Here is a 14,620-nt window from a genome sequence, read left to right on the forward strand (position 1 = left end):
CTCTTCATGGCGCGGAAGCAATGTTGTATGGTTTCCGACAGCCACAGTACAATGGCTCGCCGCAGTCCCACCTTCGGGGGCGCCGCGCCTGCCATTCCTGGCGTGCGTCTGCCCCATAACCGGTCACGCGCATTGTTATGAGTATTGGCTGCATTCCCTGATTCCGGTATCCCCGCCGCAAGCTTCTTGCCTGAGCTGTACCCGGCCGGCCCCTTCGGGTGCCCCGGCCCGCAGCGTTCCCTGGATTTCCCTGGCGCGATACCGTGTACTCCAAAACGCAAATCGATCCGGTAGTTAGCTTCCGCAACTCGCAGGGCGAGCAGGTGCGGGGCACGATCATCAATCTCCAGCGCAAGTCGCTGGTGATGGAAATCTACAATCCTTACTCGATCGTTCAGGTCAGCGAGGTGCTCAGTGAGCTGAGCGTGCGGATGGGGGCGAAGAACGCCTACCTCGGCAAGGCCGTGGTCATGAGCCTGGTGAATACCGGCCTGACCGCCGTGGTCTCCCTGACGCTGATCGACGAATGGCGCGAGCTGACCGACGTCAACGACGCACCGAAATCGGTCGCGCGCGAAGCCGAGCTCTTCGTGCAGGACTGGGACACCCGTTTCAATATCCGCCGCGACTACCAGATCGTGGTCAACGAGATGCGCGCGTATCTCTCGGAGGTGTCGCGCTGGGTCGAGCAGGTGGACCTGACCGAGTCGCTGCCGAAGACCGAGGGGCGCCTGCGCGAGGACGTGTTCTACGAGCTGGCCGTGCCGCTGATGGGCAAGGTCAAGGTCTACCTGGACTGGCTCGAGGGCGAGGCCCAGCAGGTGGACCCCGAGATCGCCCCGGTGCACCGTACCTACGCCCAGGCGGCCCTGCACCCGCTGCTGCTGCGAGCCCCGTTCGTCTATCGGACATTTACGAAGCCGCTCGGCTATGCCGGCGACTACGAGATGGTCAACCAGATCCTGAGCGACCCGCAACAGGGGCCGACCACGTACTTCCAGATCGTCAACACAGCGTTTCTGAAGGCGGCGGTGGCCACCGCGCACCGCAACCGGATCGACCTGCTGGTCGATTACCTGACCCGCCAGGCCGAGCGCGCGCGCGCCGAAGGCCGGCCGTTCCGCGTGCTGAACGTGGGCTGCGGGCCGGCGTTCGAGATCCAGCGCTTCGTGCGCGAGTATCCGAATCCGGAACTGCTGTCGTTCCAGCTCGTGGATTTCAGCGAGGAAACGCTCGCTTACACGCGCAGTTCCATCGAGCGCTCGGCGGCTTCGGCCGGGCACAAGGTGTCCGTCGACATGGTCCACCAGTCGGTGCATGACCTGCTCAAGCGCCGCATCTCGCCCGACGACCCCACCACGCGTACGTTCGACGCCGTGTACTGCGCCGGGCTGTTCGACTACCTGTCGGACAAGGTCTGCGCGCGGCTGCTGACCTATTTCGCCTCGCGCACGCGCCCGGGCGGCAACCTGCTGGTTACGAATGTCCACTCCGACAACCCCGAGAAGTTCGGGATGGAGCACCTGCTGGAGTGGTACCTGATCTACCGCGACGAGGCCAGTATGGCCTCGCTGCTGCCGGAGAACTCGAATGCCCACCGACTCTATGTCGATGAAACCGGCGTCAATGTCTTCGCCGAAGCCGCTATCCAGTGACGCCGAGGCGGCGCCGTCCGCCCCGGCCGCGCGTGGCAACGAGCTGTACGCCGGCTACCAGTCCGAACTGGCCGACTTCCGCCTGGCGTTCAGCCGGGGCGGCGCCTACACGGCCATCGTACTGGTGCTGCTGGGCGTAGGGCTCGACTACGGCCAGTATCCGGACAAGCAGCTGCCATTCGCCGTGGCGCGGATCGTGGTGTCGCTGCTGATCGCCGGGGTGATCGTCGCGCTGTACAGCAACGCCGGCCGCCGCTTCGCGCCGTGGCTGACGATGTCGTGGCTGCTGCTGCCGCAGGTCATGATCGCGTGGATGATCTCGCAGACCGAAGGCGTGGAGTCGCCGTACTACGTGGGCCTGAACCTGGCGATCTTCGCCTCGGGTATCGCGCTGCCGTTCGGGCTCTGGCAGAACCTCGTCTTCGGCGTGCTCTCGTACCTGCTCTACGCCGCGGCGTGTTTGCTGCACTCGGGCGGCGTCGAGCCGATGGGCACTTTCATCGTCAATTCGCTGTTCCTGCTCTTTGCCGCGGCGGCCAGTGGCGTGTACACGTTCTTTAATGAACGGGCGCGCTTCATGCTGTTCCGCCTGAAGGCCGAAGTGGCTGACAAGAACACCGAACTCGAGGTCATCAACCGCAAGCTGGTCGATATCAAGGGCCAGATGCTCCAGCAGGAGAAGATGGCGGCCATCGGTACGCTGGCGGCGGGGTTGCTGCACGAAGTCAACAATCCGGTGAACTTCTGCCTGATGGCGATCGAGGTGGCCATGGAGGAACCGGTCACCAAGAACGAGCCGGGCCTCGAGGAATGCCTGGTCGATGCCAAGCAGGGCATGCAGCGCATCCAGCATATCGTCTCCGACCTGAAGACATTCGCCTACCGCAAGCCGGGGGCCGAGGTGGAGGGCACCCCGTTCCTGTTCGAGAAGGCGCTCGACTCATCGGTCCGGCTGACCGCGCACGAGTTGCGCGGCGTAAAGGTCACGCGCGAATTGCCCGACGATACGCTGGTGATGGGCGACGAAGCGGCCATTATCGGCGTGCTGATCAACCTTTTCTCGAATGCCGCGCTGGCCATGCGAAAGGCCGGTACGCAGCAGCCTGCCATCCACACCACGGTGAAGTGGACCGATGGGCGGATGCACGTGGCCGTACGCGACAACGGGCCGGGCATCGCGCCGGAGCATCTCGCGCGCGTGTTCGAGCCGTTCTTCACCACCCGCGAGGTGGGCCAGGGGCTTGGCCTCGGGCTGTCGATCAGCTACGCGGTTGTCGAGCGCCACGGCGGCGTGCTGTTTGCCGAGAGCGAACTGGGCCAGTGGGCCGCGTTCAGCTTCGACCTGCCGCGCGCGGAGTGAGGGGGCAATGAGCGATACCAGCCAGCCGCGCCCGACCGTGCTCTACGTCGATGACGAAGAGATGGCGTGCAAATACTTCGCGCGGGCCGTCGGCAACGAATATGAGGTGCTGTCGGCCACCAGCGCCGATGCCGCCATGGCGGTGCTGCACGCACATCACGCGCAGATTTCCATTCTAGTAACCGATTTCCGCATGCCGGGGCGTGATGGCGGTGATTTGCTGCGCCAGGTGGCGCAGGAATACCCGCATATCGTCCGCCTGCTCGTGACGGCCTATGCCGACAAGGACATGCTGCTGAAGACCGTGAACAGCGGCGAGGTCTTCCGCATCCTGGAAAAGCCGCTGGCCGTGGCCGAGATCCGCGACGTGCTGCGGCTGGCCGGCGAGCGCCACCGGGAACGCGCGGTCCGTCAGCAGCGCCTGATGGCCATCGACGAGACGCTGGCGTTCCTGGCCCATGAGCTGAACACCCCGCTGGCGGCCATCGCCAACTTCGCGCGCGGCATCGGCTCGCGCGTGGCGGGCGAGTACAGCCCGCAGCGCAACGCCGAGATCGGCCATGCGGCCGGTGCGATGCATGACAACGCCCAGTATTGCCTGGCAGTGCTGTCGTCGTTCCTGCAGTCCGTGCGCAGCAGCGCGGGCACGGTGGCGCCCAAGCCGGGTGTTGGGCAGGAGGTCAGCGCGGGCGCGCTGGTGGCATCGCTACTGGATACCTATCCTTTTGCCGATAACCAACGTGACTGGGTGCAAGTTGAGCTGCATGGCGATTTTCCGGTGCCGACGCTGCCGAATTGCGTGGCGCTGGTGCTGTCGTCCGTCATGAGCAACGCGCTGCGGGCGCTGGGCGACGTGCCCACGCCGGCATTGCGCTTCGTGGTGGTGGCTGGCGAGCGCCCCGAGATCCGTATTGCTGACAATGGTCCCGGCATTCCCCCGGAAGTGATGGACCGGCTGCTTGTGGACCCGGTCACGACGCACGCGGCGGCCGGCGGCAGCGGCCTCGGCATGATTTTCTGCAACCGCGTGATGCAGTCGTTCGGCGGCGGCATCCGCATTGCCTCGGCAACCGGGGCCGGCACCACCGTTACCCTCGATTTCCCAAATTTCAAGAATCGTATGCACAGGAGTGATCGATGAGCGAACTGAATACTACGCAGGCACCCCCGGCGATTCTGTTCGTCGATGACGAGGCCACGGCCGTCAAATACTTCCAGCGCGCCATTGGCCAGCTGGCTCCGGTGGTAACCGGCGGCTCGGTGGAGGAGGGCAAGGCCCTGCTCGACGCCCATGCCGATAGCCTCGCCGTGCTGGTTTCGGACCAGCGCATGCCGGGCGAGTATGGCAATGAACTGCTGCGCTACGCGCGCGAGCGCTACCCGCACATTGTGCGCATCCTGACCACGGCCTATTCGGAACTGGACCAGACCGTGGAAGCGGTGAACCAGGGCCAGATCCATCGCTATATCAAGAAGCCGTGGGATATCACCGCGCTGCGCATGGAGCTGAAGCAGGCGCTGGAGCTGGCCGGGCTGCGCAAGGAGCGTGACCAATTGCTGCGCGAGAAGCTGTCGGTGCTGCAAAAGCAGACCGTGGCCACGCGCGTCGGCATGGTGCAGGCGTTGTGCGCGAGCCTGATCGGCCCGGGCCGCTTCCAGCCGGTGGAAACCTATCTCGCCGGCACCTCGCTGGCTGGCGCGCGCAACGCGGAACCTGACTGGCAACGCCTGGACTACGCCGATCTGGTCGGCGCGGAGAGCCAGCGCAGCGGCACGTTCGGCCACGCAGTGGGCAAGCGGCTCATCGAATTGCGAGGTCGTCTGGCCGGGAAGGGTGCCGCCGACGCGGTGGCGGTCCTCGCCGAAACGCTGGGCGACGGCGCCGTGCGGCGCGACGGCGATACTGTGACCTGGCTGGCCCCGTCGGCGCTCGGCGAGTTCGTTGGCAACCCGGTGGGCGAGGTGGTTTCGGCCGGGCACGCCGACTGGCTGGCCGTTCTGCTATGGATCGAGGAAGCCGGTGGCGCGCTGAAGTTGCAGCGCGAGGCCGATGCCATCTCGGCACGCGCCGGCGTGCGGACCGAGACGTTCGCTTCGGACCGCCTCGCGGTGTGGATCGAGCAGCTGTCGGACTAAGCCTGCGGCATAGCAACGAAAAAGGCGCCCTCGGGCGCCTTTTTCGTTTCCAGCGTGCCAGCAGCCGTCAGGCCTGCGCGCCGAAGTTCGGGTCGTTGCGGTCGTTGGTATCGCCGGGCTTCTTCTCGCCCTTGATCAGGTCCTCGCGCTTCACGCCCAGCCACATCGCCAGCGCCGCAGCCACGAACACCGACGAATAGATACCGAACAGGATACCCACCGTCAGGGCCAGCGCGAAGTAATGGAGCGTCGGGCCGCCGAAGAAGAACATCGACAGCACCATCATTTCGGTCGAACCGTGCGTGATGATGGTCCGCGACATCGTGCTGGTGATCGCGTTGTCGATGACCTCGTGCGTGGTCATCTTGCGGTACTTGCGGAAGTTTTCGCGAATCCGGTCGAAGATCACGACCGACTCGTTGACCGAGTAACCCAGCACCGCCAGCACCGCCGCGAGCACCGACAGCGAGAATTCCCACTGGAAGAACGCGAAGAAGCCCAGGATGATCACGATGTCGTGCAGGTTGGCGATGATGCCCGCCACCGCGAACTTCCACTCGAAGCGGAACGACAGGTAGATCACGATGCCGGCCACCACGCACAGCAGCGCCAGCAGGCCATCCGTGGCCAGTTCCTTGCCCACCTGCGGGCCGACGAACTCCACGCGCTGGAGCTTCACGTCCGGCGTGGCGGCCTGCAGCGCGCCCATGACCTGCTCGCTCTGCTGGGCCGAGGTCACCGGCTTGCCGTCCGGACCCTTCTGCAGCGGCAGACGGATCATGATGTCGCGCGAGGTGCCAAAGTTCTGCACCTGCACGTCGGTGTAGCCGAGCTTGCCGACCTGTCCCCGAATCTTCTCAAGGTCGGCCGCCTGCGAGTAGGTCACCTCCATCACCGTACCGCCGGTGAACTCGATCGACAGGTGCAGGCCCTTCTGCCAGAGGAAGAAGACAGCCGCGGCAAACGTCAGGAAGGAAATCACGTTGAAGACCAACGCGTGCTTCATGAACGGAATGTCGCGCTTGATGCGGAAAAATTCCATGATGTTGTCCTGATGTGTCCGTGCTTACTTGGCGACCGGCGTTTCGGTGTCCGGCTTCCAGATCTGGCCGATGGCCACGCTCTGGAGCTTCTTCTTGCGGCCGTACCAGAGGTTGACCAGGCCGCGGTTGAAGAACACCGCCGAGAACATCGAGGTCAGGATGCCCAGGCAGTGCACCACCGCGAAGCCGCGCACCGGGCCCGAACCGAAGGCCAGCAGCGCGAGGCCGGCGATCAGGGTGGTCACGTTGGAGTCCAGGATGGTGGCCCACGCGCGGTCGAAACCGACCGCGATGGCCATCTGCGGCGAGGCCCCCGAGCGCAGCTCCTCGCGGATACGCTCGTTGATCAGCACGTTGGCGTCGATGGCCATGCCCAGCACCAGCGCGATAGCGGCGATGCCCGGCAGCGTCAGCGTAGCCTGCAGCATCGACAGCACGGCAATCAGCAGCAGCAGGTTCACGCCCAGCGCGGCCACCGAGAACATGCCGAACAGCATGTAGTACAGCACCATGAACACGGCGATGGCGCCGAAGCCATAGGCCACGGAGTCGAAGCCCTTCTGGATGTTGTCCGCGCCCAGCGACGGGCCGATCGTGCGTTCCTCGATGATGTCCATCGGAGCCGCCAGCGAGCCGGCGCGCAGCAGCAGCGCCAGGTCATTGGCCGCCTCGGTCGAGTACGAGCCCGTGATCTGGAAGCTCGAACCCAGTTCCGACTGGATCGTCGCCACGGTCAGGACTTCACCTTTGCCCTTCTCGAACAGCACGATGCCCATCGGCTTGCCGATGTTCTCGCGCGACACGTCACGCAGCACGCGGCCGCCCTGGGCGTCGAGCTTGATGTTGACGGACGGGCGCTGGTTCTGGTCGAAGCCGGCCGAGGCGGATTCGATGCGGTCGCCGGTGAAAATCACCTGCTTCTTGAGGACCACCGGCGCGCCGTTGCCCTGGGTGAACAGCTCGCTGCCGAACGGCACCGGGTCGCCCGGACGCGGGTTGCGCGGCGCGTCGTTGTCGGCCAGGCGGGCCTCCAGCGTGGCCGTGCGGCCGATGATGTCCTTGGCCTTGGCGGTGTCCTGCACGCCGGGCAGCTGCACCACGATGCGGTCCGCGCCCTGTTGCTGGATCACCGGCTCGGCCACGCCGAGTTCGTTCACGCGGTTGTGCAGCGTGGTGATGTTCTGCTTGACGGCGGCGTCCTGCACGGCCTTGCGGGCTGCGTCGGTGAACGTGCCGACCACGTTGTTGCCGTCCATCGTGAACGACAGTTCCCGCAGGCTGTCGGCCAGCACGGCGCGCGCGCGGTCGCCATCGGCGGCGCTGCCGAAGCGCACGATCAGGCGGGCGCCATCGCGGTCGATGCCGCCATGGCGGATGTTCTTGTCACGGAGCAGGGTGCGGGCATCGCCGGACAGGCTGTCCAGCTTCTTGTCCACCGCGCCCTTCATGTCCACCTGGAGCAGGAAGTGCACGCCACCGCGCAAATCCAGGCCCAGGTACATTGGCAGCGCGTGCATCGCGGTCAGCCAGCGCGGCGAACCGGACAGCAGGTTCAGCGCCACCACGTAGGTCGGGTCGGCCGGATCCGGGTTCAGCGCCCGGGTCAGCGCATCCTTGGCCTTGAGCTGCTCGTCCGTGGTGCGGAAACGCGCCTTGACCGAGCCGGACTGGCCGGACACGTCGAAGAACACGCCGTCAGGCTGGAGCTGACTCTGCGCCAGCACCTCTTCCACGCGCTTCTGCATGGACAGGTCGACCTTGACGGTGGCCTTGGCGGACGAGACCTGCACGGCCGGGGCCTCGCCGAAGAAGTTCGGCAGGGTGTAGATGATGCCGATGGCCAGGGCCACCAGGATCACGATGTACTTCCAAAGCGGATAACGATTCATCTCTGGCCAGTCATTGCGGTTGGCGTGGCCGACGGGCGCGCGGGGGGCGCGCCGATCCGGCCGGACCGGTTGGCAAACAGCCGCCTGGCAGCCCTGGCCGGGTCTGGTATGGACCCGCGGGCTGGTTCAGGCGGCTGCTGGGGCATGCGCACGGCAAGATGAACAGCCGTGCTGACGAACATGCCGGGAAAATCAGGCGGGTTCAGGCGCCGCATGCGTGGCGCCCGGCGGGCCCGGTCAGAGCGACTTCAGCGAGCCCTTCGGCAGCACCGTGGTCACGGCATTCTTCTGCACGGTGACTTCGGTGCCTTCGGAGATTTCCACTACCACGTATTGCTCGTTGACCTTGACCACGCGGCCCAGGATGCCGCCGGCGGTGACGACTTCGTCATTCTTGGCCAGCGCTTCCATCATCGCCTTGGCTTCCTTCTGGCGCTTCATTTGCGGGCGGATCATGATGAACCACAGCACCGCAAACATCAGGATGATGGGCAGGAAGCTCATCAGGCCACCCGCCGCGCCACCGGCGCTGGCAGTCTGGGCAAAAGCGTTGGAAATCAGCACGTTACTTCTCCGTCACAAAGGTCAATCAGGGAATCGGGCATTCTATCACCCGTGTTTGTCCCGCCAGAGCATTCTAGGTTCGAATTGCGGGTTTGTTCGGGGTGATTTGCACGTCCTTTTCCAGACGTTGCAGACACCCGCCAACATTCGACCATGCCACCGCCCGAAGTTCATTCGGTTGTCTGGTTTTCAGAACATTCTCAAGCGGCGCCTACTTGGTCCCGCGCGCGCGGTGCTCGGCGAACTGGCGCCGGAACGGCTCGAAGCGGTGCTCCTCGATAGCCGTGCGCATCTCGCGCATCAGTTCCAGGTAGTAATAGAGGTTGTGGATCGTGTTCAGGCGCGCGCCGAGGATTTCGCCCACGCGGTGCAGGTGGTGCAGGTAGGCGCGCGAGAAATTGCGGCAGGTGTAGCAGCCGCAGGTCTCGTCCAGCGGGCGCGGGTCGTTGCGGTGGGCCGCGTTGCGGATTTTCACGTCGCCAAAGCGGGTGAACAGCCAGCCGTTGCGGGCGTTGCGGGTCGGCATCACGCAGTCGAACATGTCCACGCCCGAGGCCACGCCGGCCACCAGGTCTTCCGGCGTGCCCACGCCCATCAGGTAGTGCGGCTTGTTGGCCGGCAGGCGGGGGCCCACGTGTTCCAGCACGCGCATCATGTCTTCCTTGGGCTCGCCCACGGACAGCCCGCCGATGGCGTAGCCGTGGAAGTCCAACTCGGACAGCCCGGCCAGCGACTCGTCGCGCAGATCCTCGAACATGCCGCCCTGGACGATGCCGAACAGCGCGTTCGGGTTGTCCAGCCGCTCGAACTCGTCGCGCGAGCGCTTGGCCCAGCGCAGGCTCATGCGCATCGAGCGCGCGGCCTCGTCGTGCGTGGCGGGGCGGCCATCGATCTCATAAGGCGTGCACTCATCGAACTGCATGACGATGTCCGAGTTCAGCGTGCGCTGGATCTGCATCGAGATCTCGGGCGACAGGAACAGCTTGTCGCCATTCACCGGCGACGCGAACGTGACCCCATCTTCGGTGATCTTGCGTAGTTCTCCGAGTGAAAACACCTGAAAACCGCCTGAATCGGTCAGGATGGGCTTGTCCCAGCCGACAAAGCGATGCAGGCCCTCATGCGCCTCCACCACGTCCAGCCCGGGGCGCAGCCACAGGTGGAAGGTGTTGCCGAGGATGATCTGCGCGCCGATCTCGTTCAGTTCGAGCGGCGACATGGCCTTGACCGAGCCATAGGTGCCCACGGGCATGAAGATGGGCGTCTCCACGACGCCGTGGTTCAGGGTGACGCGGCCGCGGCGGGCGTTGCCATCGGTGGTCAGCAGTTCGAAATCGAGCATTTGGCGGGTCTCAGGTCAGTCCAGGCGGGTCAACAGCATGGCGTCGCCGTAGCTGAAGAAGCGGTAGCGTTGATCCACGGCGTGGCGATAGGTGGCGCGGATGGCCTCCACGCCGGCCAGCGCCGAGACCAGCATCAGCAGCGTGGACTTGGGCAGGTGGAAGTTGGTGATCAGGGCATCGACCAGCCGGAAGCGGTACCCCGGCGTGATGAAGATGTCGGTGTCGCCGCTGTGCGGGGCCAGCGTGCCGTCCGCCGCCGCGGCGGATTCGAGCGCGCGCAGCGAGGTGGTGCCCACGGCGATCACCCGGCCGCCGCGCGCGCGGGTCTCGCGCACCGCCTCGGCCAGTTCGGGCGTGATGGCGTACCACTCCGCGTGCATCTTGTGTTCGGCGAGGTTCTCCGTCCGCACCGGCTGGAACGTGCCGGCGCCCACGTGCAGCGTCAGGAACGCGCGGCGCACGCCCTTGGCATCGAGCCGCGCGAACAGCGCGTCGTCGAAATGGAGCCCGGCCGTCGGCGCCGCCACGGCGCCCGGGTTGCGGGCATAGACGGTCTGGTAACGGGTTTCGTCGTAGGCGTCGGGATCGTGCGTGATGTAGGGCGGCAGCGGCAGGCGGCCGTATTGCTCGATCAGGTCCAGCGCGGGCGCGGGAAAGCGCAGCGTGAAGAACTGGTCGACGCGCGGCCCCGCCGTCACGGCGAAGGCATCGTCGGCCAAGTGCAGTTGGCTGCCCTCAACGGGCGTTTTCGACGCGCGCACCTGCGCCAGCACCGTATGGCTGTCGACCACGCGCTCCACCAGCACCTCTACCCGGCCGCCGCTCGGCTTCTGGCCGAAGAAGCGCGCCTTGATCACGCGGGTGTCGTTGAAGACCAGCAGGTCGTTGGGACCGAGGTAGTCCAGGATGTCGCTGAACGCGCGGTCGACCAAGCGCACGGCGTCGGCACGGTCTTCCGGCGCGGTCCGCTCCACCACGAGCAGGCGGCTGGCGCTGCGGTCGGGCAGGGCGGATTGCGCGATCAGCTCGGGCGGCAGGGGAAAATCGAAGTCGGATAGCGTCAACATTGCTTCAGAATAGCGGGCACGGCAAGCGGGTGGCGGCACCGGGTTGGGGCGTCGTCACAGGCATGGGTACAATCGGCGAATCCGACATTGTAAGGCTTGGGACGTCCGCGCATCGGCCAGTCCCCCGTTTACCGCCCATATTCACGCGCTGATGCCAGGCACCGCCACCGACTCCCTCGACCGTCGCGACGATAGCGAAAACAGCGAACCCAGCGACCGCAACGACACGTCCGTCGAGCGCGCCCCGAAGGGCAAGCCGGCCGCGCCGGCCAAGCCGTCGTCGGCCGTGGCCCGCCTGGCCAAGCTGGGGCTGCGCCGCCCGGTGGACCTCGTGCTGCACCTGCCCATGCGCTACGAGGACGAAACCGCGCTGGAAACCATCGGCGAGGCCATCCGCCGCGCCGGCATGGGCCTGGCCGCGCAGGTGGAGGGCGAGGTCATCTCGAACGAGGTTACCTTCCGGCCGCGCCGCCAGCTGGTGGTCAAGATCGCCGACGACACCGGCGAGCTGACGCTCCGCTTTCTCAATTTCTATGGCAGCCAGACCAAGCAGATGGCCGAAGGCGTGCGCCTGCGCGTGCGCGGCGAGATCCGCGGCGGCTTCTTCGGCGCCGAGATGGTCCACCCGCAGGTGCGCCCCGTGGTGCCCGGCGAGGCCCTGCCAGACCGCCTGACCCCGGTCTATCCCGCCACGGCCGGCATCTCGCAAGCCTATCTGCGCAAGGCGATTGGCGGGGCGATGTCCCGCACGCCGATGCCCGAGACGCTGCCGCAGGCCGTGCTGCAGGGCCCGGTTGCCCAGCTAAAGCTGGCGCCGCTGGCCGATTGCCTGCGCCTGCTGCACAACCCGCCGCCGCAGGAGAGCGAGGCCGCGCTGGCGGACCGCTCGCACCCGGCCTGGCAGCGGATCAAATTCGACGAATTGCTGGCCCAGCAGATCTCGCTGCGGCGCTCGCAGGCCGCGCGGCGCGAGAAGAACGCGCCGTCGATGCCGCGCCACGCGGACGGGCTGCTCACGCGCTTCCTGGCCGCGCTGCCGTTCCGGCTGACCGGGGCGCAGGAGCGCGTGGTGGAGGAGATTGCCGCCGACATGACGCGCCCGCACCCGATGCACCGCCTGCTCCAGGGCGACGTGGGCAGCGGCAAGACCATCGTGGCCGCGCTGGCCGCCTGCCAGGCCATCGACGCCGGTTATCAGGCCGCCCTGATGGCACCCACTGAAATCCTCGCCGAGCAACACTTCCGCAAGCTTTCCGCGTGGCTGGAGCCGCTGGGCGTGCCCGTGGTCTGGCTGGCCGGCAGCCTCAAGGCGAAGGAGAAGCGCGAGGCCGCTGCGCGCGTGGAATCGGGCGAGGCGCAGCTGGTCATCGGCACCCACGCGCTGATCCAGGACACCGTGCGCTTTGCGCGGCTCGGGCTGTCCGTGGTCGATGAACAGCACCGCTTCGGCGTGGCGCAGCGGCTGGCGCTGCGCGGCAAGGCGGGGGAGGCGGACACGAAAGCCGCGCCGGACAAGGTTCCGCATCAACTGATGATGTCGGCCACGCCGATCCCGCGCACGCTGGCCATGACCTACTACGCCGACCTCGATGTGTCCGTGATCGACGAACTGCCGCCGGGCCGCACGCCAATCGTGACCCGGCTCGTCAACGACGCGCGGCGCGACGAGGTGATCGAACGCGTGCACCACGCCGCCGCCGAGGGCCGCCAGGTCTACTGGGTGTGCCCGCTGATCGAGGAATCGGAGGCGCTCCAGCTACAGACTGCAGTCGAGACGTATGAAACGCTAATCGCCGCGCTGCCGGACCTGCGCGTGGGGCTGGTCCACGGCCGCCTGCCGCCCGCCGAGAAGGCTGCGGTCATGGGCGATTTCAGTGCCAACCGGCTCCAGGTGCTGGTGGCGACCACGGTGATCGAGGTGGGGGTGGATGTGCCGAACGCCTCGCTGATGGTGATCGAGCATGCCGAGCGCTTCGGCCTGGCCCAGCTGCACCAGCTGCGCGGGCGCGTGGGGCGGGGCAGCGCGGAATCGGTCTGCCTGCTGATGTATCAGGCGCCGCTCTCGCCCACGGCGCGCGAGCGGCTGGCCACGATGCGTGAGACCACCGATGGCTTCGAGATCGCCCGGCGCGACCTCCAGATCCGCGGCCCCGGCGAATTCCTGGGCGCGCGCCAGTCGGGCGAGGCCATGCTGCGCTTTGCCGACCTCAACACCGATGCCTGGCTGGTGGACTATGCCCAGGAAGCTGCCGAACTGATGCTGGCGCGCTTCCCCGAGGCCGTGGAAGCGCATCTTCTGCGCTGGCTGGGGGGGCGGGAGCACTTTTTGAAGGCGTGACGGCGCATAAGACAAGCCTTATATGTGCCTAAGACGATACATTACAGTGCCGATCTGACAGAAGGCGCAATCGAAGTTAAAATCTATCGCCTAACCGAACCTGATAAGTCATGACGCTCACCGAACTCAAGTACATCGTCGCCGTGGCGCGCGAGCGCCATTTCGGCCGGGCGGCCGAGGCGTGCTTCGTTTCGCAGCCGACGCTGTCGGTGGCCATCAAGAAGCTGGAAGACGAGCTGACCGTGCAGATCTTCGAGCGCGGCACCTCCGAGGTGTCGGTGACGGCCATTGGCGAGCAGATCGTGGCCCAGGCCCAGCGCGTGCTGGAGCAGACCATGGCCATCCGCGAGATCGCCAAGCAGGGCAAGGACCCGCTGGCCGGGCCGCTGCGCGTGGGCGTGATCTATACGATCGGGCCGTACCTGTTGCCGATGCTGGTCAAGCAGATGATCGGCACGGTGCCGCAGATGCCGCTGATGCTGCAGGAAAACTATACGAACAAGCTGATCGAACTGCTCAAGCAGGGCGAGATCGACTGCGCGATCATGGCCGAGCCGTTCCCGGATTCGGGCCTGACCGTGCGCCCGCTGTACGACGAGCCCTTCGTGGTGGCCGTGCCGCGCGGCCATCAACTGGCCGAGCAGCGCAGTGTCGATCCGGACGAACTCAAGCAGCAGACCATGCTGCTGCTGGGCAGCGGGCACTGCTTCCGCGACCACGTGCTGGGCGTGTGCCCGGAGCTGTCGCGCTTCTCGCAGGCCGCCGACGGCATCCAGAAGACCTTCGAAGGGTCGTCGCTTGAGACGATTCGCCATATGGTGGCCAGCGGCGTGGGCATTACCGTGCTGCCGCGCACCTCGGTGCCCGACCTGAAGCCGCGCAACGACATGCTCGCCTACGTGCCCTTCGCCGATCCGGTGCCGGACCGCCGCGTGGTGCTGGCGTGGCGCAAGAGCTTCACGCGCCTGCCCGCCATGGAGGCGCTGGCCAATGCGGTGGCGGCGTGCGACCTGGCCGGCGTGAGCCGGATTGGCGACGCGGCGTCCGTGGAAGCGGTGGCCGCCTGAGCGGATTCTCACGACATCCACGTCGACATCGATCACGGCAGGGGCGCTTCCCTGCCGTTTTTGTTTGCGCCGCATTGAGACATAGCCAATCGCTATGCAATAGGTTGATATTATCGAATGTGAAGTTCGATAGATTTTCCTATACTTCACTCATCGAC

The 14,620-nt window shown here is 66.1% G+C and carries 11 protein-coding genes; 6 read left to right on the forward strand and 5 right to left on the reverse strand.

Going from position 1 to position 14,620, the window contains the following annotated elements; genetic code table 11:
* The first annotated feature begins 263 nt into the window (after positions 1 to 263).
* The 4 genes from BM115_RS21395 to BM115_RS21410 are packed head-to-tail and all read left to right on the forward strand — an operon-like array spanning position 264 to position 5,151.
* Complete coding sequence (locus tag BM115_RS21395; protein ID WP_092298842.1) at positions 264 to 1,655, forward strand: class I SAM-dependent methyltransferase; 1,392 nt, start codon at positions 264 to 266, stop codon at positions 1,653 to 1,655.
* Positions 1,627 to 3,015 carry a sensor histidine kinase gene (locus tag BM115_RS21400; protein WP_255370932.1) on the forward strand — a complete coding sequence of 463 codons (1,389 nt, stop codon included), beginning with the start codon at positions 1,627 to 1,629 and terminating at the stop codon, positions 3,013 to 3,015. Before BM115_RS21395 ends, BM115_RS21400 begins: the two co-directional genes overlap by 29 nt.
* Positions 3,016 to 3,022: 7 nt before the next feature.
* Positions 3,023 to 4,156 (forward strand): hybrid sensor histidine kinase/response regulator, encoded by a 1,134-nt coding sequence (locus tag BM115_RS21405; protein WP_092298845.1) that lies wholly within the window; start codon positions 3,023 to 3,025, stop codon positions 4,154 to 4,156.
* Complete coding sequence (locus tag BM115_RS21410) at positions 4,153 to 5,151, forward strand: response regulator (protein ID WP_092298848.1); 999 nt, start codon at positions 4,153 to 4,155, stop codon at positions 5,149 to 5,151. Before BM115_RS21405 ends, BM115_RS21410 begins: the two co-directional genes overlap by 4 nt.
* Before the next feature lie 67 nt (positions 5,152 to 5,218).
* Here BM115_RS21410 and secF read toward each other — a convergent pair whose 3' ends face one another.
* The 5 genes from secF to queA all read right to left on the reverse strand — a co-directional run bounded on the left by secF (position 5,219) and on the right by queA (position 11,057).
* Positions 5,219 to 6,193, reverse strand: coding sequence for a protein translocase subunit SecF (secF, locus tag BM115_RS21415; protein WP_092298851.1), 975 nt, complete (start codon positions 6,191 to 6,193; stop codon positions 5,219 to 5,221).
* 24 nt (positions 6,194 to 6,217) lie between these two features.
* Positions 6,218 to 8,083: a protein translocase subunit SecD gene (secD, locus tag BM115_RS21420; protein ID WP_092298854.1), complete on the reverse strand. Its 1,866-nt coding sequence runs from the start codon at positions 8,081 to 8,083 to the stop codon at positions 6,218 to 6,220.
* 237 nt (positions 8,084 to 8,320) lie between these two features.
* Positions 8,321 to 8,647 (reverse strand): preprotein translocase subunit YajC, encoded by a 327-nt coding sequence (gene yajC / locus BM115_RS21425; RefSeq protein ID WP_092298857.1) that lies wholly within the window; start codon positions 8,645 to 8,647, stop codon positions 8,321 to 8,323.
* 211 nt (positions 8,648 to 8,858) lie between these two features.
* Entirely contained in the window at positions 8,859 to 9,989 is a 1,131-nt protein-coding gene (tgt, locus tag BM115_RS21430; protein WP_092298860.1) for a tRNA guanosine(34) transglycosylase Tgt, read from the reverse strand.
* Between the two features lie 15 nt (positions 9,990 to 10,004).
* A complete protein-coding gene (queA, locus tag BM115_RS21435) occupies positions 10,005 to 11,057 on the reverse strand; it encodes a tRNA preQ1(34) S-adenosylmethionine ribosyltransferase-isomerase QueA (RefSeq protein WP_092298863.1) in 1,053 nt (350 codons plus the stop codon).
* A 151-nt stretch (positions 11,058 to 11,208) separates the two neighbouring features.
* Here queA and recG point away from each other — a divergent pair, with 151 nt between their 5' ends.
* The gene (gene recG, locus BM115_RS21440; RefSeq protein ID WP_092298866.1) at positions 11,209 to 13,395 is read left to right on the forward strand and encodes an ATP-dependent DNA helicase RecG; all 2,187 of its coding nucleotides are present in this window, start codon (positions 11,209 to 11,211) and stop codon (positions 13,393 to 13,395) included.
* 110 nt (positions 13,396 to 13,505) lie between these two features.
* Positions 13,506 to 14,462 (forward strand): LysR substrate-binding domain-containing protein, encoded by a 957-nt coding sequence (locus tag BM115_RS21445; protein ID WP_092298869.1) that lies wholly within the window; start codon positions 13,506 to 13,508, stop codon positions 14,460 to 14,462.
* Positions 14,463 to 14,620 lie beyond the last annotated feature (158 nt).

It is taken from the genome of Cupriavidus sp. OV096 (assembly GCF_900115455.1).
In the GTDB taxonomy this organism is placed as follows: Bacteria; Pseudomonadota; Gammaproteobacteria; order Burkholderiales; family Burkholderiaceae; genus Cupriavidus.

Coding starts and splice junctions, on each gene's coding strand:
- recG (WP_092298866.1), top strand. CDS start 11,209: ATGCCAGGCACCGCCACCGACTCCCTCGACCGTCGCGACGATAGCGAA.
- BM115_RS21410 (WP_092298848.1), top strand. CDS start 4,153: ATGAGCGAACTGAATACTACGCAGGCACCCCCGGCGATTCTGTTCGTC.
- secF (WP_092298851.1), bottom strand. CDS start 6,193: ATGGAATTTTTCCGCATCAAGCGCGACATTCCGTTCATGAAGCACGCG.
- secD (WP_092298854.1), bottom strand. CDS start 8,083: ATGAATCGTTATCCGCTTTGGAAGTACATCGTGATCCTGGTGGCCCTG.
- BM115_RS21445 (WP_092298869.1), top strand. CDS start 13,506: ATGACGCTCACCGAACTCAAGTACATCGTCGCCGTGGCGCGCGAGCGC.
- queA (WP_092298863.1), bottom strand. CDS start 11,057: ATGTTGACGCTATCCGACTTCGATTTTCCCCTGCCGCCCGAGCTGATC.
- BM115_RS21405 (WP_092298845.1), top strand. CDS start 3,023: ATGAGCGATACCAGCCAGCCGCGCCCGACCGTGCTCTACGTCGATGAC.
- BM115_RS21400 (WP_255370932.1), top strand. CDS start 1,627: ATGTCTTCGCCGAAGCCGCTATCCAGTGACGCCGAGGCGGCGCCGTCC.
- tgt (WP_092298860.1), bottom strand. CDS start 9,989: ATGCTCGATTTCGAACTGCTGACCACCGATGGCAACGCCCGCCGCGGC.